Origin of the sequence: Pricia antarctica (assembly GCF_900101815.1) — a bacterium.
Classification (GTDB): Bacteria; Bacteroidota; Bacteroidia; order Flavobacteriales; family Flavobacteriaceae; genus Pricia; species Pricia antarctica.
The window spans coordinates 23,888-45,979 of sequence record NZ_FNAO01000006.1 but is presented as its reverse complement, the minus strand read 5'-3'; the positions used below and the strand labels follow the sequence as shown (position 1 = coordinate 45,979).

General features: G+C 44.4%; 16 protein-coding genes. 12 read left to right on the top strand and 4 right to left on the bottom strand.

Features of this window, described 5'->3' with window-relative positions:
* Positions 1 to 83: 83 nt before the first annotated feature.
* The 3 genes from moaA to BLT07_RS12215 form a co-directional block, all read right to left on the bottom strand.
* Positions 84 to 1,067, bottom strand: a complete 984-nt coding sequence (moaA, locus tag BLT07_RS12225; protein ID WP_091869092.1) for a GTP 3',8-cyclase MoaA — start codon at positions 1,065 to 1,067, stop codon at positions 84 to 86.
* 197 nt (positions 1,068 to 1,264) lie between these two features.
* A complete protein-coding gene (locus BLT07_RS12220) occupies positions 1,265 to 1,687 on the bottom strand; it encodes a molybdenum cofactor biosynthesis protein MoaE (protein ID WP_091869090.1) in 423 nt (140 codons plus the stop codon).
* Entirely contained in the window at positions 1,687 to 1,929 is a 243-nt protein-coding gene (locus BLT07_RS12215) for a MoaD/ThiS family protein (protein ID WP_091869088.1), read from the bottom strand. The genes BLT07_RS12220 and BLT07_RS12215 overlap by 1 nt, the downstream gene beginning before the upstream one ends.
* A 228-nt stretch (positions 1,930 to 2,157) precedes the next feature.
* Here BLT07_RS12215 and BLT07_RS12210 point away from each other — a divergent pair, with 228 nt between their 5' ends.
* The 12 genes from BLT07_RS12210 to BLT07_RS12150 all read left to right on the top strand — a co-directional run bounded on the left by BLT07_RS12210 (position 2,158) and on the right by BLT07_RS12150 (position 18,965).
* Positions 2,158 to 2,973 (top strand): TrmH family RNA methyltransferase, encoded by an 816-nt coding sequence (locus BLT07_RS12210; protein ID WP_091869086.1) that lies wholly within the window; start codon positions 2,158 to 2,160, stop codon positions 2,971 to 2,973.
* Positions 2,974 to 3,253: 280 nt separating this feature from the next.
* Positions 3,254 to 4,483 carry a M48 family metallopeptidase gene (locus BLT07_RS12200; RefSeq protein WP_091869082.1) on the top strand — a complete coding sequence of 410 codons (1,230 nt, stop codon included), beginning with the start codon at positions 3,254 to 3,256 and terminating at the stop codon, positions 4,481 to 4,483.
* 212 nt (positions 4,484 to 4,695) lie between these two features.
* Positions 4,696 to 6,900, top strand: coding sequence for a RelA/SpoT family protein (locus tag BLT07_RS12195; protein WP_091869080.1), 2,205 nt, complete (start codon positions 4,696 to 4,698; stop codon positions 6,898 to 6,900).
* A gap of 40 nt (positions 6,901 to 6,940) precedes the next feature.
* Positions 6,941 to 7,438, top strand: a complete 498-nt coding sequence (locus tag BLT07_RS12190) for a Fur family transcriptional regulator (protein ID WP_217633319.1) — start codon at positions 6,941 to 6,943, stop codon at positions 7,436 to 7,438.
* Positions 7,439 to 7,451: 13 nt separating this feature from the next.
* Positions 7,452 to 8,723, top strand: a complete 1,272-nt coding sequence (locus tag BLT07_RS12185; RefSeq protein ID WP_091869079.1) for an adenylosuccinate synthase — start codon at positions 7,452 to 7,454, stop codon at positions 8,721 to 8,723.
* Positions 8,724 to 8,830: 107 nt separating this feature from the next.
* A complete protein-coding gene (locus tag BLT07_RS12180) occupies positions 8,831 to 10,621 on the top strand; it encodes an OstA-like protein (protein WP_394331315.1) in 1,791 nt (596 codons plus the stop codon).
* Between the two features lie 173 nt (positions 10,622 to 10,794).
* A complete protein-coding gene (locus tag BLT07_RS12175) occupies positions 10,795 to 11,976 on the top strand; it encodes an aspartate aminotransferase family protein (RefSeq protein WP_091869077.1) in 1,182 nt (393 codons plus the stop codon).
* 132 nt (positions 11,977 to 12,108) lie between these two features.
* Positions 12,109 to 13,509, top strand: coding sequence for a tetratricopeptide repeat protein (locus tag BLT07_RS12170; protein WP_091869075.1), 1,401 nt, complete (start codon positions 12,109 to 12,111; stop codon positions 13,507 to 13,509).
* A 177-nt stretch (positions 13,510 to 13,686) separates the two neighbouring features.
* Positions 13,687 to 14,601 (top strand): polyprenyl-phosphate transporter, encoded by a 915-nt coding sequence (locus BLT07_RS12165; RefSeq protein WP_091869073.1) that lies wholly within the window; start codon positions 13,687 to 13,689, stop codon positions 14,599 to 14,601.
* Between the two features lie 9 nt (positions 14,602 to 14,610).
* Positions 14,611 to 15,642 (top strand): DUF368 domain-containing protein, encoded by a 1,032-nt coding sequence (locus BLT07_RS12160; RefSeq protein WP_091869072.1) that lies wholly within the window; start codon positions 14,611 to 14,613, stop codon positions 15,640 to 15,642.
* 61 nt (positions 15,643 to 15,703) lie between these two features.
* Positions 15,704 to 16,441, top strand: a complete 738-nt coding sequence (locus tag BLT07_RS12155) for a shikimate dehydrogenase family protein (protein WP_091869070.1) — start codon at positions 15,704 to 15,706, stop codon at positions 16,439 to 16,441.
* Positions 16,442 to 16,637: 196 nt separating this feature from the next.
* The gene (locus BLT07_RS12150; RefSeq protein ID WP_091869068.1) at positions 16,638 to 18,965 is read left to right on the top strand and encodes a DUF349 domain-containing protein; all 2,328 of its coding nucleotides are present in this window, start codon (positions 16,638 to 16,640) and stop codon (positions 18,963 to 18,965) included.
* Here BLT07_RS12150 and BLT07_RS12145 read toward each other — a convergent pair.
* Entirely contained in the window at positions 18,962 to 22,021 is a 3,060-nt protein-coding gene (locus BLT07_RS12145) for a PVC-type heme-binding CxxCH protein (RefSeq protein ID WP_091869066.1), read from the bottom strand. The genes BLT07_RS12150 and BLT07_RS12145 overlap by 4 nt on opposite strands.
* Positions 22,022 to 22,092: the final 71 nt, after the last annotated feature.

The window sequence follows — 22,092 nt, the reverse complement described above, 5'->3', positions numbered from 1 at the left end:
GGGAGCAAGATGCTCGCGCCAACGACCTAAAGAATCTGCTTTAATAGCACCTTGTTTTCCGCATCTACTACTAAGGCACTTTTTCACCCCCCGATCGAGGTCATCGAATTGTCAAAAACCCCCTTATATTTTTCTTGAGCTTCAAAACCCGTTTTAGAGCGGCTTCCGATGGCCATTAAAATCTGTTCCTTTACTTTTTCCTCGGAATTTTCGCTCCGCAAGATATCCCGGATATTCATACTCGGCTTGGCATATAAGCAAGTGATGACATCACCGGTCGCAGAAATACGGAGTCGGTTACAGCTGCCACAAAAGGTCCGGCTGAACGAGGGGATTACCCCGAAACTCCCCTTAAAACCAGGAATCTTATAATTGATGGAGGTCGATGTTTTGGGGGATTCCAGCTTATAATATTCCGGATGGGCTTCCCCTATATATTCCAATATCCTTTTGTAATCCCATACAATACTATCAAAATTTTTGCTGCCCCCGTTAAAGGGCATCTCCTCCAAAAAACGCACGGAAACATCGTAGTGTTGCGTAAGTTCCAACATCGGTAAGATATCTTCGGTATTTTGGCCTTCAAGGGCAATAAAGTTGATGCGCACGTTGAAGCCCTCCGTTATCAAACGGATGATATTATTATGTACGGTGTCGTAGTGATCCCGACGGGTTATCTTCTCGAAAGTTTCCCGATTAATAGCGTCCATACTGACATTAATGTTCCGAATATTCAATTCTTTGAGTTCGTCGATATACTTTCCGATAGTCGTGGCATTGGTGGTAATCGATATATCTTTAAGTCCCTCCATTTTCGAAAGCCGGCGCATCAAGACCATAAGATCTTTGCGTACAAAGGGTTCCCCGCCCGTAATCCGGATTTTATCGATGCCCTGTGACACCAAAATCCCGCTCAAACGCGAAAGTTCGTCGATGGTGAAAAGCCGTTCGTTCTTGGCAAAATTTATCCCCTCGGCAGGCATACAGTAGTTGCACCGCAGATTGCAACGGTCCGTTACCGCCAAACGCAGGTAATCTATTTTTCTATTGTGATTGTCTACTAACATGATAAGTTCAATTTCAAGCGCAAGTTCAAATTCAAAAAGCTTGTGTGTTTATGGGGTTAGGCTATTTGCACGGTGCGCAATGTTCGGTGCGCGATGTGTGATACAGTTGAAACGTCCAACAATCCAATAAACATAAAAATTCTAATTCGAATCATCGGCAATCAAGATTAGTATTAATCTTCAACTTTTTCCCTCTTTCAAGGATGAGCCGAAACCCAAACGGATTTATTTTTAAAAATTTCCTTTTTCCAGATCGGCACGCGTTCTTTTAAGGTATCGATCAGATACCGGCAAGCTTTAAAGCAGGCATCGCGATGTGCAGATGAAGCGCCTACCACCACCACCGGTTCTTCGACATTCTTGGGTCCTACCGCATGGCGGATAACGACCTTGTTCAAGTTCCATTTTTCGATGGCCTCAAGTGCAATTTTGTTCATTTCCTTAAGTGCCATTACCTTGTAGGTCTCGAATTCCAACGAAAGGACTTCCTCATTATCCGTAAATTCACGAACTGCTCCGACGAAAACGCAAATACCGCCACTCTGGGGGTGCGAGAGTTCCGCGAATACCGCGGAAGTATCGATGACATCAAAAATTTCTATGCTTATATTCCCTTTCATCAGCCTCCGCTTACGGGTGGTATTAGAGCTATCTCGTCTCCTTCCTTCAATTGAACGGCATCATCGGCGTAAGCACTATTTACGGCGACCGCCAAAGAAGATAGTTTCCCGAATTCGGGAAAGCTTCTTTTTAATCGCTCCCTCAGTTCTGACACCGAACCGGGCGCCAGTTCATCCGCATTGAAACGAAAAGAGCTTTTGCCCACAATATCCTTTGCAATTCCAAATAACAATACCTCCATTCCAAATTAATTAAAAATACAAGTTACATAAATTAAAGCGATACGCCATCCGCAAAGCGCAAAACATTCTCCTTCAAAGTAGCACACACAGCGTTCGGTCCCTGCTATTTAAAGCCCTTTACGTTCTCCCCCAAGAGTGCCATGGCCATTAGGGATCGTTTCATACCGTTTCGGTTTTAGGATGTACCATTTTAGTCGGGATACTTCCCTTTTAGTTACTTTTGAGGCATGTACGAAAGTAAACAAATCAGCAGTCTGCAAAACCCTCTGATCAAAAAAATAGGGGTTTTACAGGATAAATCAAGGGAACGCAAGAAATCGGGACTGTTCGTTTTAGAGGGCTTGCGGGAACTGCAACTCGCCGTAAAAGGCAATTATACCTTGGATACCATTGTGTATCAAGGGGATTTAATTTCTAAGGATGTCCTTTTTGATAGCTTGGATGCCTCATTGCCCCGACCCAATATCATAGCTATATCCAAGGAGATATACGCCAAACTGGCCTACCGTAAAACCACGGAAGGCCTATTAGCAGTGGCGCATAGCAAACCACATGCCTTGAACGAACTCGTTCTGCCCTCTAAAAATCCATTGGTCCTGATTGCGGAAGCCCCTGAAAAGCCCGGAAACATAGGAGCCTTGCTACGTACCGCCGACGCCGCCGGTTTGGATGCGGTTATCATCGCCAACCCCAAGTCCGACTTGTACAACCCCAATATTATCAGATCAAGTGTGGGCTGTGTATTTACGAACAACATTGCGATTGGAAGCACCTCAGAAATCATATCCTATATAAAGGACAAAAATATTCACTGCTATTGTGCCGCTCTTACGGCCTCGAAGAACTATACCGAGGTCGATTTCACCACCCCTTCCGCTATCGTAGTAGGTACCGAAGCAACGGGACTCTCCCAAGAATGGCTAGCTACTTCCGAACAAAATATCATCATACCTATGATGGGTGAAATAGATTCGATGAACGTTTCGGTATCCGCGGCGATTCTTATCTTTGAGGCGAAGCGGCAACGGGGGTTCTCTTCGTAGGTAGTTGCTGTCCCGTTTGGCAGTAGTCACATTTATCAGTTATAAGAAATTCTGCGTAAGCAGAGAAAATGGAACCAACGACAGAAATCAAGGAATCGATAAATAAAAGTGGGCTGTGCTGGCTTGCGACCGTATCTATTGAAAACGTTGCGAATGTTTCACCAAAAGAAATTTTGAATCATTTCGGAACTGACAAAATAATTGTTGCCCTTATTGCTTAGCCCCAAACCGTTCTTTTTATAAACTCATCAACCAATAAACTATAAAACTTTTTAAAATCTTGAATAGTCTCTTTTACATCATCGTCACCATTCTAGCCGCCCAATTCATTCTCGAAACGGTCTTGGATTACCTCAACGCGCAACGTTACGGCGATCCGGTTCCGGACGAACTGAACACTATTTTTAATGCGGAGGAGTACAAAAAATCCCAGGCATACAAGAAGACCAATTATAGGTTCGGACTCCTGACCTCGACCTTTTCATTGCTTCTCACTTTGGGATTTTTGGTACTTGGAGGCTTTGAATGGGTAGACCAAATTGCGCGAAACATAACTGCCAACCCGATTCTTATTGCCTTACTGTTTTTTGGGATTATCATGATTGGAAGCGACATCGTGACCCTGCCTTTCTCTTATTACGCCACTTTCGTCATTGAGGAAAAATTCGGATTTAATAAAACCACGAAAGGCACCTTCTTTATGGACAAACTAAAAGGATGGGGGATGATGGCCCTAGTCGGCGGGGGATTATTAGCTTTGATCATCTGGTTTTTTGAGCGGGCCGGCAGCAACTTTTGGCTCTATGCTTGGGTGCTCGTTGCAGTCTTCACCTTATTTATGAACCTTTTTTATAGCAAGTTGATTGTTCCCCTGTTCAACAAACTTACCCCACTGGAAGCTGGCGGCCTTAAAACAAAAATCGAGAACTACGCCGAGAATGTGGGTTTTGAGCTCCAAAATATTTTTGTTATCGATGGATCGAAACGCTCCACCAAGGCCAATGCATATTTTTCTGGATTCGGTAAGGAGAAAAGGATAACTCTGTACGACACCCTTATCGACGATTTGGAAGAGGAGGAAATCGTAGCCGTGCTCGCCCATGAAGTCGGCCATTATAAAAGAAAACACATCGTTTTCAACCTTGCAGCCTCCATCCTATTAACGGGACTCACCCTTTTCCTTTTGTCCCTCTTTATAAATAATCCTGAGGTATCCCTTGCCATCGGTGTTTCGCAACCTAGTTTTCATGCCGCATTGATCGGCTTTGGTATTTTATACAGTCCCATTTCGGAGGTAACGGGACTCATCATGAACCACCTATCGCGAAAATTCGAGTACCAGGCCGATGATTATGCCAAGAACACCTATGCGGCATCCCCTTTAATTACCTCCTTAAAAAAACTTTCCAAAAATAGCCTCAGCAATCTTACCCCGCATCCCGCGTATGTGTTCATGCACTATTCGCATCCGCCGCTCATCGCTAGGATCAGGAATCTTAAGAGGCTATGATGCGTCGGTTTATAGCGCATTTCAACACAAAATTTCAAGGTTTGCTCGCCACTTCGTAGCTATTTCACCTACCTGCAGGCGAGGTGCGTATATTTTAATTTAACATTGAATTTGAACCGGCTACCCGTACGAATGAACCTTGAACCCGTCGGGCATACTTTTTGTTGTACATCAATTAAGATTGTGGTATTTTAGATTTAGAACTCCCGATAATGACACAGGCCGCATTAGAACTAGAAAACAAACAGATTGCCAAGCAATACAAAGAATTGCTTCGCATCAGTTATCAACATCTGTCCGATGAAGATAAAAAACTGATACGGGCCGCATTCGAGGTAGCTGTTGACGGTCATAAAAATCAACGCCGGAAATCGGGGGAGGCTTACGTATTCCATCCTATCGCCGTAGCCAAGATCGTGGCCTCCGAAATCGGTCTTGATGCTACTTCTATCGCCTCTGCCCTATTGCATGATGTGGTAGAGGATACGGAATACACCCTCGATGATATCGAGCGTATGTTCGGGGAGACCGTGGCGCGTATCGTAGACGGGCTCACAAAAATAGCCCATCTTAAAAAGGATATGAGCACCTCGCAGCAGGCCGAGAACTTTCGGAAAATGCTACTTACCTTGAACGACGACGTTCGCGTTATTATCATCAAAATTGCCGATAGGTACCACAATATGCTCACCATGGACGCCATGCCCGAGCACAAACAGGTACAAATGGCCTCTGAAACCTTATACATCTATGCGCCCCTAGCTCACCGAATCGGACTCTATAACATCAAGACCGAATTGGAAGACCTGAGCCTGAAATATACAGAACCTAGGGTATACCGGGACATCAAGGGTAAAATCGAGGATTCGAAGGAAGAGCAACAGGCGTATATCGACGCTTTTTCCGACACTATCGATAAATCATTGAAAGAGGAAGGCCTCAATTACATCATCAAGGGCAGGATGAAGTCGATTTTTTCCATCCGCAGGAAAATGAAGGCTCAAAACGTGGTCTTTAACGAAATCTACGACAAGTTCGCCATTCGTATAATTTACAAGTCCGACCGTCAGAACGAGAAGTTTTTGGCCTGGAAAATCTATTCTGTGGTAACCGATCATTTTACGCCGAACCCGGTGCGATTGCGCGACTGGATTTCTTCGCCCAAATCTACCGGGTATGAAGCTTTGCACATTACGGTCATGGGGCCAAAAGGCCGATGGGTAGAGGTGCAGATCCGCAGTGAACGTATGCATGAAATTGCCGAAAAAGGCTATGCGGCCCATTTTAAATACAAACACGGCCAACAAAAGGAAATGGGCATCGAGGTCTGGCTGAACCGCCTGCAAGAGGCCTTGGAAAATGCCAATACGAATGCAGTGGATTTCGTTGAAGAATTTAAACTGAACCTCTACTCCAAAGAAATTTTCGTATTCACTCCCCAAGGTGATTTAAAGTCCCTTCCCAAAGGGTCTACTCCATTGGATTTTGCCTATAACATACACACCGAGGTGGGCATGCACACTCGTGGGTCTAAAGTAAACGGCAAACTTGTACCGCTCAACACGACCCTGAACAGCGGTGATCAAGTCGAAATCATTACCTCAGAACAGGCAAAGCCCAACCAGAACTGGCTGGACTATGCCAACACGGCCAAGGCAAGGGCCAAGATAAAGTCCTCTTTGCGGGAAGAGAAAAAAGCGACTGCCGAAGAGGGCAAGGAAATCCTCCGAAGAAAATTGAAATCCCAAAAAGTCACCCTGAACGAAGATTCCGTCAACAAAATGGTAGTGTTCTTTAAGCTCAAGACCAGCCTAGACCTTTTCTATAGGGTCGGTAACGGATCTATCGACAATCAGATGCTCAAAGATTTTGCATCATCGTACAACAATGCTTTCATCAGCTTTTTTAAGAATAAGATACGACGTACCCCGGCCCCTCAAGATATTGATAGGGACGAGATTACCTCGAAGTACGATATGCTCGTTTTTGGACAGGAGGAAGAAAAACTGGACTACAAACTTTCTCAGTGTTGCAACCCTATTCCCGGAGATCCCGTATTCGGATTCGTCAGTGTCAACGATGGTATAAAGGTGCATAAAAAAAACTGCCCCAATGCGATACAATTGCAGTCGAACTATGCATATCGTATCATCAGTGCCAAATGGATAGATTCGACCCAGCAGGAATTTCAATCGGAAATACAGCTTACGGGCATCGACAACCTAGGCCTAATCAACGACATTACCCAAATCATCTCCGACGAGATGCACGTAAACATGCGAAACCTTAATTTCAGTACCGATGGGGGCACGTTTACCGGTAATATTACCGTCGTTGTAAAAAATAATGGTATCCTGAAAAAGGTGATTTCCAATCTAAAGAAAATACATGGAATCGATAAGGTTATCAGAGTTTGAAAAAGAACAGTACCTTTGTTGACAGAGAAGGAACCTTGTTATGGTAGCGAACAAAAATCAGGAAATTGTAAAGAACGTTTTCACCACCTTTTTAGAGGAAAACGGACATCGAAAGACACCCGAGCGATATGCAATTCTCCAAGAAATCTACAATAGTGAAGAGCATTTCGATATTGAATCGCTGTATATCGGCATGAAAAACAAAAACTACAGGGTCAGCAGGGCTACCCTGTACAATACCATAGAACTTTTGTTGGATTGTAAATTGGTACGCAAGCACCAGTTCGGCAAAAATCAGGCGCAGTACGAGAAGTCGTATTTCGACCGCCAACACGATCATGTTATTTTGACCGATACGGGCGAGGTAGTTGAATTTTGTGACCCGCGCATCCAATCCATCAAAAAGACGATTGAAGAGGTTTTCGATATCAAGATCAATACACATTCCCTTTATTTCTACGGAACCCGAAATACCCCCGACCATGAACATGGTGAACCCGCTACAATAGAAAAAAAGAAAGAAAACACAAACAGCTAACCCAATTTCACCAATGGCAGTAGATTTATTGTTAGGCCTCCAGTGGGGCGACGAAGGAAAAGGAAAAATCGTCGACGTACTGACTACAAACTATGATATTATCGCCCGTTTTCAGGGCGGTCCGAATGCAGGGCATACGCTGGAATTCGATGGTATCAAGCACGTATTGCATACCATACCCTCCGGCATCTTCCACAAAAATGCGATGAATATCGTTGGTAACGGGGTCGTCATCGATCCGGTGATTTTTAAGAAGGAACTCGATGCGCTTAAAAAATTCGACCTTGATGTAAAATCGAAACTGCTCATATCCCGAAAGGCCCACCTCATATTACCGACACACCGACTTTTGGACGCCGCCTCGGAAACCGCCAAAGGGAAGGCAAAAATCGGCTCTACTTTAAAAGGAATAGGTCCGACCTATATGGATAAAACCGGTCGTAACGGCATGCGGATCGGCGATTTGGAGCTAGACGACTGGAAAGAAAAATACCGTGCGCTCGCCAACAAGCACGAGGCCATGATCGGTTTTTACAATGTTGATATACAATACAATCTTGCCGAACTTGAAACGGATTTTTTCAAATCAATTGAAACCTTAAGGGATTTGACCTTTATCGATAGCGAGGAATATCTGTACCAAGCCCAAAAGAAAGGTAAAAAAATCTTGGCCGAGGGTGCACAAGGGTCCTTATTGGATATTGATTTTGGCACGTATCCATTTGTGACATCAAGCAACACCACCGCTGCCGGTGCCTGCACGGGCCTAGGTGTAGCCCCAAACCAAATTGGAGCTGTCAAGGGTATTTTTAAGGCCTATACGACCCGTGTTGGAAGTGGCCCGTTCCCCACCGAACTTTTTGATCAAGATGGGGAGACCATGGGCCGGGTAGGCAATGAATTCGGTGCCACTACAGGTCGCCCCAGAAGATGCGGGTGGTTAGATTTGATTGCCCTAAAATATGCCGTACAGATCAATGGCGTAACCGAGCTGATGATGATGAAAGCCGATGTTCTAAGCGGATTCAAAAAGATCAAAGTCTGCACCGCTTATAACTATAAAGGCGATAAGATTACGCACCTGCCCTACAACATCGAGCCCGAAAACCTGACTCCCATTTATACGGAAATGAAAGGATGGCAAAAAGACCTTACCCAAATGACGAAGGCCGAACAGCTGCCCGACACCTTGAATGCCTATATCGACTTTCTGGAAAAGGAACTTGAAACACCCATTAAAATCGTATCTGTTGGGCCGGACCGTACGCAAACGATACATCGTTGATATCATTTTTGTTGGATACTATTAATTGGTTACATCCTCCTAATTCTATCCCAATCGATTGTTACCTCCCCTAAAAAAATCCTATTTTTGGGAAAAATTCAGAGGAGTTGCAGCACGCGAAGTACATCTTATTCTTTCTTTTTGCCACGGCCATCTGTTATACACAGGATAAGGCCGCTGTAGAAAAGGACACCACGCCCACGAAACCGATCAACATTGTACATGGCGCCAACTTCACCAAGGACGAGGCAAAATTTCCGGGGGCATCGATTTTTAGTAAAGACGATCGGCAGGTTCAGTTCGAACACGAGGGAGCGAATCTGTGGTGCGATGTTGCCATCTATTATCAAAAGGAAAAGCGGATTAGGGCACTGGGCAACGTACGTATGAAACAGGGCGATTCCGTTGAATTGACCAGTGGCAAAATCAACTACGACGGGAATATCAAACTAGCCAAGGCTTTTGAAACTGTGGTTCTAAATAGTAACAAAACCACCCTGCGAACCGATACGCTTTATTTTGATCGAGAAAAACAAGAATCCTACTACAATGATTCGGGTACCATTATCGATTCTGCAAACACACTGACCAGTAGGATCGGGCGCTATTTCATGGAGCTAAAAAAGCTACAGTTCTTGGATAGTGTCCACATAGACAACCCCGATTACATGGTCGATTCCAAGCGATTGGATTATTACGAGACCTCGAAGAACGCCTACATGTACGGACCCTCCACGATTACCGGCGACACCTATAAATTTTATTTCGAACGCGGTTTTTACGATACAAAGATCGAAAGCGGCTACGGCATTAAAAATACCCGTATCGATTACAATAATCGTATCATAGAGGGCGATAGTGTTTATTTTGATAATGCTACCGAATTTGCATCGGCGACGAACAATATTACGGTTACCGATACGGTAAACAAGGGGTTAATACGCGCCCATTACGCCGAGGTCTTCAAGGCCAAGGATTCGGTGTTCGCTACGAAAAGAGCCGTTTCTATCAGTTTAGTCGAACAGGATTCACTCTACATGCATGGCGATACCCTAATGATAACAGGCAAGCCAGAAAACCGGATTTTACGGGCTTTCCGAAATGCCAAATTCTATAAGACCGACCTCAGCGGAAAATGTGATTCCATTCATACCCAAGAAAAAACGGGCCTCACCCAATTGATCAAAAACCCTGTAATTTGGAACAGTGAAAACCAGATGACGGGGGATAGTATCCACCTGTTGTCCAACAAAAAAACCGAAAAACTGGATTCTCTTAAAGTTCTTCAAAACGCCTTTATCATCTCCTTGGACAGTATCAGCATGACAGGCTACAATCAAGCCAAGGGAATTAACTTATATGGGAAATTCGTTGATAACGAATTAAAAATAATTGATCTCGTTCAAAATACGGAGGTTATTTACTACATGTACAACGATGACGACGAATTGCTCGGCATCAATAAAACGACCTGCAGTAAAATTAGTATTACCATGGCGAACAACGACGTGGAAGACCTAACCTTCTTCACCAATCCCGAAGGGGATATTTTTCCCGAAAAAGAACTTCCACCGGCAAGTCGACTGTTAAAAGGGTTTATATGGCGTGGCGACGAACGCATTTTGACCAAAGACGACATATTCGATGACGACGATAATAATCTTGTGCTTCCGGTAATCCGTGGTATCGATAACCCTATTGATATGGATGCGGAGGATAAGGAGCGGGATACGAATGCGGGAGATCCCATAAACAAAATACCTATTCTGAAATTGACACCGAAGAGTGAAAATTCAAAATCACCTTCCCGGCAGGAAGATGAAAAACTCCTCAATCCTAAACCAAAACCGGGAGAACGGCCTAAGTTGAAGAAGTTGACCAACAGTTCGAGCGAATAGCAAAAAGAACGTCCAAACGCTGAATGACCTGCAGGCGTGAGCGAGCCAATAGTAATCCTTGCAGGTCGGAATCCGGAAGTTTAAACATTCCGACCTGCTTATAAAGAGCCCTGTCTGCGAAGAGCAATATCTTGCAGGTCGGAGACGCAACTTGCAAACCTTAACCAGTCTTCATGAAAAACGACTTCCTAAAATATCAGGCACAAACTACACCAAATCCACTGGCTCTCGAAATATCGCATGCCAAAGGCAGTTACATCTACGATACCGAAGGTAATGCCCATCTCGATTTTGTGGCAGGAGTTTCCGCTTGTGGCTTGGGCCATTGTCATCCGAGAGTAGTACAAGCTGTACAGGAGCAGGCGGCGGCCTATATGCACGTGATGGTCTATGGAGAATATATGCAAAAACCAGCGGTGGACTATACGAAGTTACTAGCCTCCCTTCTACCCGATGGCTTGGAAACCACTTATTTAGTCAACTCCGGCACAGAGGCCATCGAAGGGGCAATCAAGCTGGCCAGACGGGTCACCGGTAGAAGCCCGCTGATTTCAGCCCGACATGCTTATCATGGCAATACCATGGGCAGTTTGAGCCTTATGGGCTTCGAGGAACGAAAAGCGGCATTTCGGCCTTTGATTCCCGATGTTTCCTTTATCCGCTTTAATTCCGAAGGAGACCTTAAAAATATCACGGAAAAAACCGCCGCCGTTGTTTTGGAGACCATTCAAGGCGGTGCGGGCTTTATCGTACCCCAAAACGATTATCTTAAAAAAGTCCGACAACGTTGCAACGAGACCGGAGCGGTGTTAATCTTGGATGAAATTCAGCCCGGATTCGGCAGAACGGGCAAACTCTTCGCCTTTGAACATTATGGATGTACGCCCGATATTCTGGTAATGGGCAAGGGCATGGCCTCGGGATTACCTGTCGGAGGCTTTACAGCTTCCCGAGAAATGATGGCCAGCTTACAAGATAGTCCCAAATTAGGTCATATCACTACTTTCGGAGGTAATCCGGTGATCGCAGCGGCCTGTCTGGCTACTCTTAGAGAAATCACGGAAACGGGACTCATGGCACAAACGCTCGAAAAAGAAATAATATTTCGGAAATTATTGAAGCATTCGTTGATCAAAGAAATCCGGGGAAAGGGTCTCATGTTGGCCTTAATTTTGGAAAATTCCGATATAGCTAATCATTTGGTGCTTACGTGTGCAAAAAAAGGGCTTATACTTTTCTGGCTTTTGTTCGAACCGAAAGCGGTGCGAATATCGCCCCCGTTGACCATATCCATTGACGAAATACACAAAGGCTGCGACATCATTCTTGCAGTTTTAACGCAGTACGAACAATAACCTGTTAATTAATTTGTTAATAATATAGCTCGTTACGGGAAAAAAGAAAGTCCCAAAGGGCTACTTTTAAATCCATAGTAAAAATTCGTCCTACATTTTTCCGATGGGCGATTCCGTAACCAAAACCATTCTATGGCGCTAGAATCCAACGAAAAGTCCAACCAACCCATCAACAAGTTTGAATCGATGCTCAAGACCGACGACGTCTATTTCTTCGACGCAGAGGATTTTGAGGATATCATTCACCACTATCTCAACAACGGGAAGATAGCCTTGGCCAAAAAGGCTATCAAAATCGGTCTACAGCAGCATCCCGCCTCGATTGAACTGAAATTGCTTGAGGTAGAGGTGCTCGTATTCGAGAACCATCTCGATCTCGCGGAAAATTATTTGGATGCACTTCAGGTGCTGGACAGCACCAATGAAGAGATTTTCATCCAAAGGGCCAATATCTATTCCAAAAAGGACAATCACGAAGCCGCCGTGGTGCTTTTGAACAAAGCATTAGCCCTATCCGAAAATAGTTTCGATATCCATTCCCTTTTAGGAATGGAGTATCTTTTTATGGACGATTTTAAGCTCGCGAAGGAAAGTTTTATGCGCTGCGTCTCTTTCGATGAGCAAGATTATTCGTCGCTCTACAACGTGATTTATTGCTTTGAGTTTTTAGAGGAGTACGATGGTGCCATACACTACCTGAATGATTATTTAGATAGAAACCCCTATTGCGAGGTAGCCTGGCACCAATTGGGAAAACAGTATTTCACAAAGAAAATGTATTCCGAGGCCTTGACGGCTTATGATTTTGCCATTATTTCGGACGACACCTTTATCGGAGCCTATTTCGAAAAGGGAAAAGTTTTAGAAAAAATGGGGAAATACAAAGACGCCATCGAAAATTATGAGACGACCATTCAGATGGAAGATCCCACCTCGCATGCCTATCTGCGAATAGGCAAATGTCATGAGAAGCTCGACAATGACGAAATGGCCAAGTATTATTACTATCACACCGTACATGAAGACCCGTTACTGGACAAGGGCTGGCTCGCCATAACCGATTTTTATTATAGAAGAAAAAACCATCAAAAGGCCCTGTATTACATCAACAAGGCCTTGAACATCGACGGGGAGAATTCGCATTATTGGAAAAAATGTGCCCAGATCAACACTGCTTTGGGCAAATTCGATCAGGCGGATTTCGCTTATAAGCAATCCGTAGAGCTTGGCAACTACGAACTTCGTACTTGGCTAGGCTGGGCAGATGTCGCCCTTCGCAACCAAGATATACCCGGTGCCATACATATATTATCGCAAGGATTGGAATTTTATCCCGAAAGTGCCGAAATCAAATTCAAAACAGCGGGTTTCCAGCTTGAAATAAATGACCTCATCAATGCCCGGATCAGCCTTATCGATGCCCTAAAGCTTGATTTTGCGAAACTTCAACTCTTTTCCGATCAATTTCCCCAATACGCCGATACCGATTGGGTAAAGAATATCGTTTCAAAAGTGGTCCGTAGGTCACGTTAATGGGCGATCAACCCCGTAATTCGCCTTTTAAAAATTCTCGGTTCAGCCCAGTCTACGATCGGTTTAAAGTTTCAAGGCCAAAAAATTCTTGCAACCTACCGTATACCCAACTACAAACCCTTTCCTCTTATTTGTCCAATTTAAAATCCTATTTTTGTTGCCTTTGAAAAAATTTTCATGGAAAACAGAAACTTGTTACAATACGCCTTTGTCACACTAAAAGGAATGGCCATGGGCGCGGCCGATGTCGTGCCCGGCGTATCGGGCGGTACCATTGCCTTTATCTCCGGTATTTACGAAGAATTGATTACCTCGATAAACAATGTAAACCTATCCCTTTTTAAAACTTGGAAAAAAAACGGATTCAAGGCAGCTTGGACGCAGTTGAACGGTAATTTTTTACTGGCTCTTTTTTTAGGAATTTTTATCAGTCTATTCTCCTTGGCCACCTTGGTTAGCTGGCTACTTGAAAATGAGCCCATTCTGTTATGGTCCTTCTTTTTCGGACTGGTAGTGGCAAGCGTTTTTTTTGTAGGCAAGGAAATCGAAAATTGGACTATAGTAACTAGTATTGCGCTGCTTATCGGTGCCGCGATAGCCTATTATATTACTACACTGCCGCCATCCGGAAACAGTGAAAGCCTGCCTTATCTATTTCTATCGGGCGCCTTGGCGGTTTGTGCCATGATTCTTCCCGGAATTTCCGGAGCGTTTATCTTGGTACTTTTAGGGTCTTACAAAACCATTCTCGATGCGGTCCACGAACGGAACATCACCCTAATTGCCGTTGTGGGGGCGGGAGCCATTTTCGGACTCCTCAGTTTTGCCAAGTTACTCAAGTGGATGTTCAACAATCATAAAGATATCACCTTGGCCGTACTCACCGGTTTTATTTTGGGTTCTCTCAATAAAATATGGCCGTGGAAAAGAATATTAGAGACCAGAACAATCGGTGAAAAAGAGATAATCATTGATGAAAATGTATCGCCTTTTGCCTTCGAGGGCGACAACCAACTTATCTACGCCCTAATAGTCGCTATCATCGGTTTTTCGCTTATTTTTATCCTCGAGCGTACCGCCTCCAAAAAATAGGCTTTTTTCATGTACAACCCGAGAACGTTTACCGACAAATTCTTTTTGGTCATCAAGGGCCTCTGCATGGGCGCGGCCAACAAAGTGCCGGGTGTATCGGGCGGTATCGTGGCCTTTGTTGGCGGATTTTATGAAGAGTTTATCTACTCCCTACAGAAAATCAATGCCAAAGCCTTCAAACTGCTCCTAAACGGAAGGTTCAAAAGTTTTTATCGCTATACCAACGGCACCTTCCTAACGCTTTTGATTTTTGGCATGTTGGTCAGCTATTTTAGCATATCGCAGCTGCTGGATTATTTTTTGGTCAAGAAAGAACTGTTCGTGTGGTCTTCTTTTTTTGGGATGATTCTGGGATCGATTTACTACATAGGCAAAGATTTCGAACATTGGAACCAAAAGACCGTGATTGCAGGTATTATTGGCCTTATCGTAGGTATTTCCATCAGTTTTTTGAATCCTGCAAAAGAAAACGACAACCTCATTTTTATCTTTATATGCGGCATCATCAGCGTTTCGGGAATGACACTTCCGGGACTTTCGGGTTCCTTTATCCTTATCTTATTGGGTAACTATGTACTGCTATTGGTCGATTCGGTGAATGCACTCTATGAAACTTTTGGTGAAATGTTACGGGGAGATTTCAGTTTTATCCAAGATCAGGCACGATTGCATATCCTGAAAATCCTAGCTATTTTCACGTTGGGATCCGCCACGGGACTTGTAAGCCTATCCCATTTGTTAAGCTATGTACTGAAACATTATAAACACATTACCACAGCGGTTATCATCGGTTTTATCACGGGATCGCTAGGCGTGGTCTGGCCTTGGAAAAAAACCCTCTATAAATTGGACGGATCCGGCACGCCGCTTATCGATTCCAATGGCAAGGCAGTTATTGCGAACTACGAACGCTATTTTCCCGATTTCACCAACAGCGAAAATTGGTGGGCACTTTTCTTTGTGGCTGTCGGTATCGTAGTTTTATTGGGATTGGATTGGTATGGGAAACGGAGGAAGGAGTCAGTAGTCAGTAGTCAGTAGTCAGTAGTCAGTCGAACTTATTTTTTTCTAACCTAATATACTCGTAAACTTTTTTTTACCGATGAAAAAATACAGATTCGGATTGGTGGGAAAAAACATTTCCTATTCATTCTCCAAAGGATATTTTACCGATAAATTCTCGAATTTGGGATTAGAAGGATATTCCTACGAAAATTTTGATCTGCAGCATATTGATGAATTGCCCGAACTCCTTACATCCAATCCGGAGGTAATGGGATTGAACGTTACCATTCCCTTCAAACAGGAAGTGATAGCCTATCTGGATGAATTGGATACCCAAGCCGAGGAAATCGGTGCGGTCAACACTATAAAATTCGATGGAAAACGCCTTATAGGTTATAATACGGATGCTTACGGTTTTCAAAAATCCATTGAACCTTTTTTGAAATCACGTCATACCAAAGCACTCATTTTGGGAACGGGCGGTGCGTCGAAGGCTATTGCATTTGTGCTTGGCCAACTCGGAATCGGTGTTACCTATGTGTCCAGAAATCCCGATGCGACTCAAATCGGATATGACGATCTCACTCGATCGGTGTTAGAAAACCATCTCGTTCTAGTCAACTGTACCCCTTTGGGTACATACCCGAACCTTGACCAAAAACCGGATATTCCCTATACCCACATTACGAAACAACACCTGCTTTTTGATTTGATATACAATCCCGAGAAAACAGCATTTCTGCAAGAAGGGAAACAGCGGGGTGCCGATATCGTTAATGGACTTGGCATGCTGCAGCTTCAGGCAGATAGGGCTTGGGAGATATGGCGACAATAGCATTTGGCCTGCCCGTCATGCAGACGGTGCGGTTTTTAGATATTGGACGTAGGGACGGTCTGATCGGATGAATTGTTTTTAGGTTTGAGTTTGAGTTTTAAGGTGATAGCCAAAGAAGTCCAATATAACCTTTGCCATTAACGCCGTTGTTAGTATCTTGAACGATTAACCGTTTGTTCAACCAATTATAGTCACCATGGGGGAAGATAAAGAGAAGGAACTACAAAAAGAACCTTCCACATTCGAGGATAAAACTGAAACTCGACAAGAGACCGACCCAGAATCGGCCAGCAGTCCCGTGCATGAAAAGAATTCCACTAGTATTGACGAGACATCCATATCCGAGGAGAAAAAACAACTTCTAGAGGATTCCGGTTCAAAAAAAGATCATCAGCCAAAACAAGAAGAGCCTTTGAAAACTTCGGAGGAATCCGTAAGCTCCAAAGAAAAAACCGAGAATGCCAACGCGGATGAAACCGAAGCCGTCACCAAAAAAACTTCCGGAAACGAAACATCTGAAAAAAAGAGCGAAAAGCCTAAAGGGAAGGAAACCGACTCCGATCTGAAAAAAACATCCCAAACCCAAACATCCGAAGAGAAAAATGAGATTTTAAACGACGAAAACACGCACTCCGATCTGCAAAAAACATCCCAAACCAAAACATCCGAAGAAGAAGACGAGGTTTTGGACGACGAGAACGCTGAAGATGCAGAAGATGCCGATAACGAGCGCCGGCATGCCATTCCGCTATTGGATTATGAAGCGATGTCGATGGAAGATTTGGTAGGGGAACTGCAAAAGTTGGTCCGAAATGAAAAGGTACAATCCATCAAAAAGCATGTCGATGGCATCAAATACGAATTCGATCAGAAATTCGATGATTTTTTGGAAGGCAAAAAAGAAAAGTTCATCGAAAGCGGCGGCAATGAAATCGACTTCAGGTACAACTCGACAACCAAAACGCAATTCAACGACGTTTATAGAGAGTATCGTGAACAAAGGAACCAGTATTATAAACGCCTAGAAAAAAATCTAAAGGAAAACCTATCGCAGCGGCTGGCAATCATAGTGGAATTAAAGGGGCTGACAAGCGTCGAGGAAGACATGGGATCGACCTACAAAGCTTTTAAAGACCTGCAGGAAAAGTGGCGCAATGCGGGACCGATTGCGCGTGACAGTTACAATAATGTGTGGCGCACATATCGCCACCATACCGAAATATTTTATGATTTTCTACACCTGAACCGAGAGATGCGCGATCTCGATTTTAAGCGCAATCTGGAGGAAAAAGAAAAACTGGTGCAACGCGCCGAAGCTTTGGCGCAGGAACCCGACCTCAACCGTGTTTTCCGCGAACTGCAAGCCTTGCATAAAATCTGGAAGGAAGATATCGGTCCCGTTCGTCAAGCTAACCGTGAAGAAATTTGGGAACGTTTTAGCAATGCTACCAAAGTACTGCACCAAAGACGACAGGATTATTATAAGGAGCTTGAAGCGACCTACGAGAAAAATTTGGAAAACAAAATCGAAATTATAGCGGCGATTTCGGCTTTGGGCGAAAATGTATCCAACAACCATCGAGAACTGCAAAAGCAAATAAAGCAGTTGGAAGTCCACCGAAAGGCTTTCTTCGAAGCGGGAAAAGTGCCCCGCAACAAAAACCAAAAGACCTGGGCCGCATTTAAAGATGCCGTACGCCGCTTTAATCGGACTAAAAACGCCTATTATAAAAACCTAAAACAGGAAGAACAAACCAATCTCGACAAAAAAAGAAAACTAGTGGACTTGGCCTTAACGTTAAAAGATAGTGAGGACTTTGATACCGTTACCCCGAAAATGAAACGCATACAGGCGGACTGGAAAAAAATCGGCCATGTACCCCGAAAGTATTCCGACAAAATATGGAAGGAATTCAAAAATGCCTGTAACCATTATTTTGATAGACTGAATGCCCTTAAAAATAAAGGACGCGAAGAAGAGGAAGCAAATTTTGAAAAGAAAACGGCCAGCTTGAAGGAATTAACGGCTTTTGCACCGTCGGGTGAACGCGATGTGGATCTTAAAACCGTAAAAACCTTCGTCGAAACTTGGAAAACCTTGGGTAGGGTCCCGTTCAAGAAAAAGAATATCGACACAAAGTTCAATGAGGCGTTAGACGACCTTTTCAAAAAAATGGGGCTTGCTCCCCAAGAAGCCGAACTCCTTAAATATGGCAACAAAATACAACAATTGGCCGACGGTGACAACGAACGGGCTATTCAGGAGGAGCGTAGTTTTATACGTAAAAATATAGAGGAGACCAAGGGCGAAATACGTCAATTGGAGACCAACCTTCAATTCTTTTCCAATGCCTCGGATGACAATCCCCTGCTACAGGATGTTGTTAAAAGAGTGGATGCTCACAAAGCAGCATTGGATACCTGGAAGGCCAAACTGAAAAAGCTCAATATCATGAAAAACAGAATCCAGAGGGCATCGGAAGAATCAGAAGACCCTCAAGAATCAGAAGAATCGGAAACCTAATTCAAGGCCAGAATTTCCTCATCTACCTTCAAGGTACCCAAATATTCGACCAGGTCGACCAAATCATCTTCAGACATCACGTTGGCCAAACCTTCGGTCATAAGCGATTTATCCATAGCTGCCAGATTTTCAATATCGGCCAATGGAATCTCCTTTTGTGTACCGCCCATCATTTTTAGCGTAACAGCGTCTTCGGTACGGCTTAAGATATAGCCGGTCGCCGAACTACCATCGTTCATTTTAACATTATAACCTTCATACCCAAAATTGATTCCAGCACTCGGATATATGATACTGGAATACAAAAATTGTTTGGAGAGCTTGTTACCGATATCGGATAAAGCGGGACCGAACTCCACGCCTTCCTTGCCTGATACATGGCATGCAACGCAGTATGTGGAATAGATTTTCTTTCCATGGGCGGCATCGCCATTGCGTTCTACCAAAGCATCAATATCCAATTCCTGATCCGAATCACCATTTAAATATTTGGTGGCATTTGCACTGATCTCTTGGTCCCAACTATTCATGAGTTTCAAAACGGCGGTGGTTTTATGTTCCTGAGGTAATTTCCCTTCCTCCAACAAGGCATATAATGCTTGCTGCCCCTCACCGGTATTGCCCAAGGCCTCTACGGCTCTTTGGGTCAAGGGAAGACTCAAAGATTTAGAAAGTATATTTTCGGATAGCAAAGCGATAGCTTCGGGATTCCTTACACTGTTCATCATTCCTAAAACTTCCATCTTCCCGGCATCCGGCGCATCCGATTTTAAATAGGAATCGACCAGTTTGCCGCCACCAAAATCGAACAATACCGTAGCCGTTTCCTTCCGCAAAGTCTCATCTTTGCCATTTACGACCACATCGAACAAAGCTTCGTTCTGATCTTTGAAATTTAATTTTTTAATCGCCATTAACCATTCCGGCGTTCCCTTGATGTTAGGCAGCACCGTTTTGACGGAACGAATGTTCTGTCGTGATTCTTTGAGGAAATCGGCATCAAGTTGGCCCACGGCATACCTCTTGATTTCTTGGCTTAACGGATGATTTAGCTTTAAAAAGGCGAGTAAGATTTCATTTTTTTCCGGATTCTCTTTAAAATTAAAAGCACGAAAATAGGAAGGCAGCTCTTTGTCGGACACCTCGTCGTTTCTTATCATTTCGGCCAACATCGGCACGGATTCGGAGGCACGGGTACGCCACACGATATCTTTTCCACTTTCATTCATCCAATCGGTCCCGACCTTATTTTTCCAGGCCTTAAAATAGAGATTTGGATAATTGTCGGAACCTATTCCCAAAGCCTCGAGATACCAACGATCTCCTACTTCGTATGCTTGGGCAAGCGTCGCCCATAGTTCCGCCGCTTTGGGCGTACCTAAATGGGCGAGGGCAATGGCGGCTTCTCTGCGGACTTGAGGGGAATTATCTTTGGCGACATTTTCCAAGTACCCTTCAAGAGTACCTTTTGCCAGATACCGGGCCATCCGAACACCTTGCGCTCGATACTTTTCATCCGTGTCCGAAAGGGCCGACTGGATATAGTCATTTGTTTTTGAGGGTATTTTGGCTCCCAACCATAAGGCACGGGCCTTCGCAGTACCGCCTTTCGCAATGAGATCCGTAAGAAAAGGTTCGGCTTTTTCGCCTAAAGCGTGCAGGGTATGCCACGATTGATAGAATACATCCATATTATCGGATAGCAATCCTTTGGCAGCGCCCTCGCCAGTCGTCAGGTTAAGTTTAGTGGGCTTGTAATTTTCTTCCGGTGCCAAACGATAGATACGACCTCTTTCAATGTCCTCCGCTTTATGGCCGCCTACCCCGCCGTCGTACCAATCTGAAATAAAGAGGGAGCCATCGGGAGCGACCGTCACATCGTCGGGCCGAAACCAATCATCCTTACTTTTTACCAAATTTTGGATTTTAGCGCCATAGCCGGCACCTTCCTTATCCAAAATATAACTACGAACCACATTATGTCCCGGTTCGGCATGGATCAATTGGTTATGATATTTTTGGGGCAGTAGATTATCCTCGTAGATCAAAATGCCACAGGGCGATCCAGAACCGGTCTGTAAAAGATTCGGTACCGTTCCGGGATCGTTTAGATGCCAATGGCGTTTGGGTATTTCGTCGTTCCAACCCGTTCGGCGTTCTCGCCAGCTCTGGCGCGTCAATAGATCTTTATAACCGTAGTTGCCGTATTCCATAACGAAATTTATACGTGTACCCCGGTTGCCATCGTCGTCGTTGTCCGATTGCCAAAGACCCCCATAAGAGTCGACCGCCAGTTCATAGGGATTCCTAAAATTATCGCCCAGGACCTCAACGTCCGACCCGTCTTCTTCCATCCGAAAGGCCATCCCCTCTTGGTATTCGGGACCTTCGGCGTCTATTTTGTTGCCGTAGATGTCAACGACCGTATTTCCGTCTTTGTCCAACAACCGCTCCCCCATATTGCCTTGGTTAAAATAAAGCCGGCCATCGGGACCGAATACAAAAGCGTGTACGCCATGGTCGTGGTCCACTCCTTTAATTCCCGAAAATAGCACGTCTTTGGAATCGGGAACGTCATCCCCGTCCTCATCCGTAAACACAAGCACATTGGGACTATCGGAAACGATGATCTTATTCCCCAAAACCACAATGCCCAAAGCGGCATTGATATCTTGGCCCTGATAGAACACTTTTTGCGTATCGGCCTTACCATCGCCATCGGTATCTTCAAGAATAAGAATACGGTCGCCCTTATTGTCATACGATATATCGGGATTGGCAAATGATCGGTAATTCGTGCCTTCACAGATCCATATCCTTCCCTTGGCATCGATGGCCATGTTCGTTGGATTGGCCAGCATCGGTTCGGAGGCAAAAAGACTTAACTGCAGTCCGTCGGCCACTTCCATAGAAGCCAAGGCATTATCAGGATTTCGCTTTTCAGCCTCGGAAAGAGAGGCGTAATCGACGGCAGGAGGCGTTATTTCATTACAGGAATTAAAAAGGATTGCAGGAAGCAAAAGTGCCAAAAAGGAGTACTTATGGATTTTATACATCGTAAGATTGGATTCAGGTTTATAACATGTACGTGAAATTACTAAAAATCTTGACGGTACCAGCTGCAAAA

Bases quoted from the DNA above. Each gene is read 5' to 3' on its own strand.
- BLT07_RS12175 (WP_091869077.1), top strand. From the start codon at position 10,795: ATGAAAAACGACTTCCTAAAATATCAGGCACAAACTACACCAAATCCA.
- BLT07_RS12145 (WP_091869066.1), bottom strand. From the start codon at position 22,021: ATGTATAAAATCCATAAGTACTCCTTTTTGGCACTTTTGCTTCCTGCA.
- BLT07_RS12210 (WP_091869086.1), top strand. From the start codon at position 2,158: ATGTACGAAAGTAAACAAATCAGCAGTCTGCAAAACCCTCTGATCAAA.
- BLT07_RS12160 (WP_091869072.1), top strand. From the start codon at position 14,611: ATGTACAACCCGAGAACGTTTACCGACAAATTCTTTTTGGTCATCAAG.
- moaA (WP_091869092.1), bottom strand. From the start codon at position 1,067: ATGTTAGTAGACAATCACAATAGAAAAATAGATTACCTGCGTTTGGCG.
- BLT07_RS12190 (WP_217633319.1), top strand. From the start codon at position 6,941: ATGGTAGCGAACAAAAATCAGGAAATTGTAAAGAACGTTTTCACCACC.
- BLT07_RS12170 (WP_091869075.1), top strand. From the start codon at position 12,109: ATGGCGCTAGAATCCAACGAAAAGTCCAACCAACCCATCAACAAGTTT.
- BLT07_RS12195 (WP_091869080.1), top strand. From the start codon at position 4,696: ATGACACAGGCCGCATTAGAACTAGAAAACAAACAGATTGCCAAGCAA.
- BLT07_RS12215 (WP_091869088.1), bottom strand. From the start codon at position 1,929: ATGGAGGTATTGTTATTTGGAATTGCAAAGGATATTGTGGGCAAAAGC.
- BLT07_RS12150 (WP_091869068.1), top strand. From the start codon at position 16,638: ATGGGGGAAGATAAAGAGAAGGAACTACAAAAAGAACCTTCCACATTC.
- BLT07_RS12155 (WP_091869070.1), top strand. From the start codon at position 15,704: ATGAAAAAATACAGATTCGGATTGGTGGGAAAAAACATTTCCTATTCA.
- BLT07_RS12185 (WP_091869079.1), top strand. From the start codon at position 7,452: ATGGCAGTAGATTTATTGTTAGGCCTCCAGTGGGGCGACGAAGGAAAA.
- BLT07_RS12220 (WP_091869090.1), bottom strand. From the start codon at position 1,687: ATGAAAGGGAATATAAGCATAGAAATTTTTGATGTCATCGATACTTCC.
- BLT07_RS12165 (WP_091869073.1), top strand. From the start codon at position 13,687: ATGGAAAACAGAAACTTGTTACAATACGCCTTTGTCACACTAAAAGGA.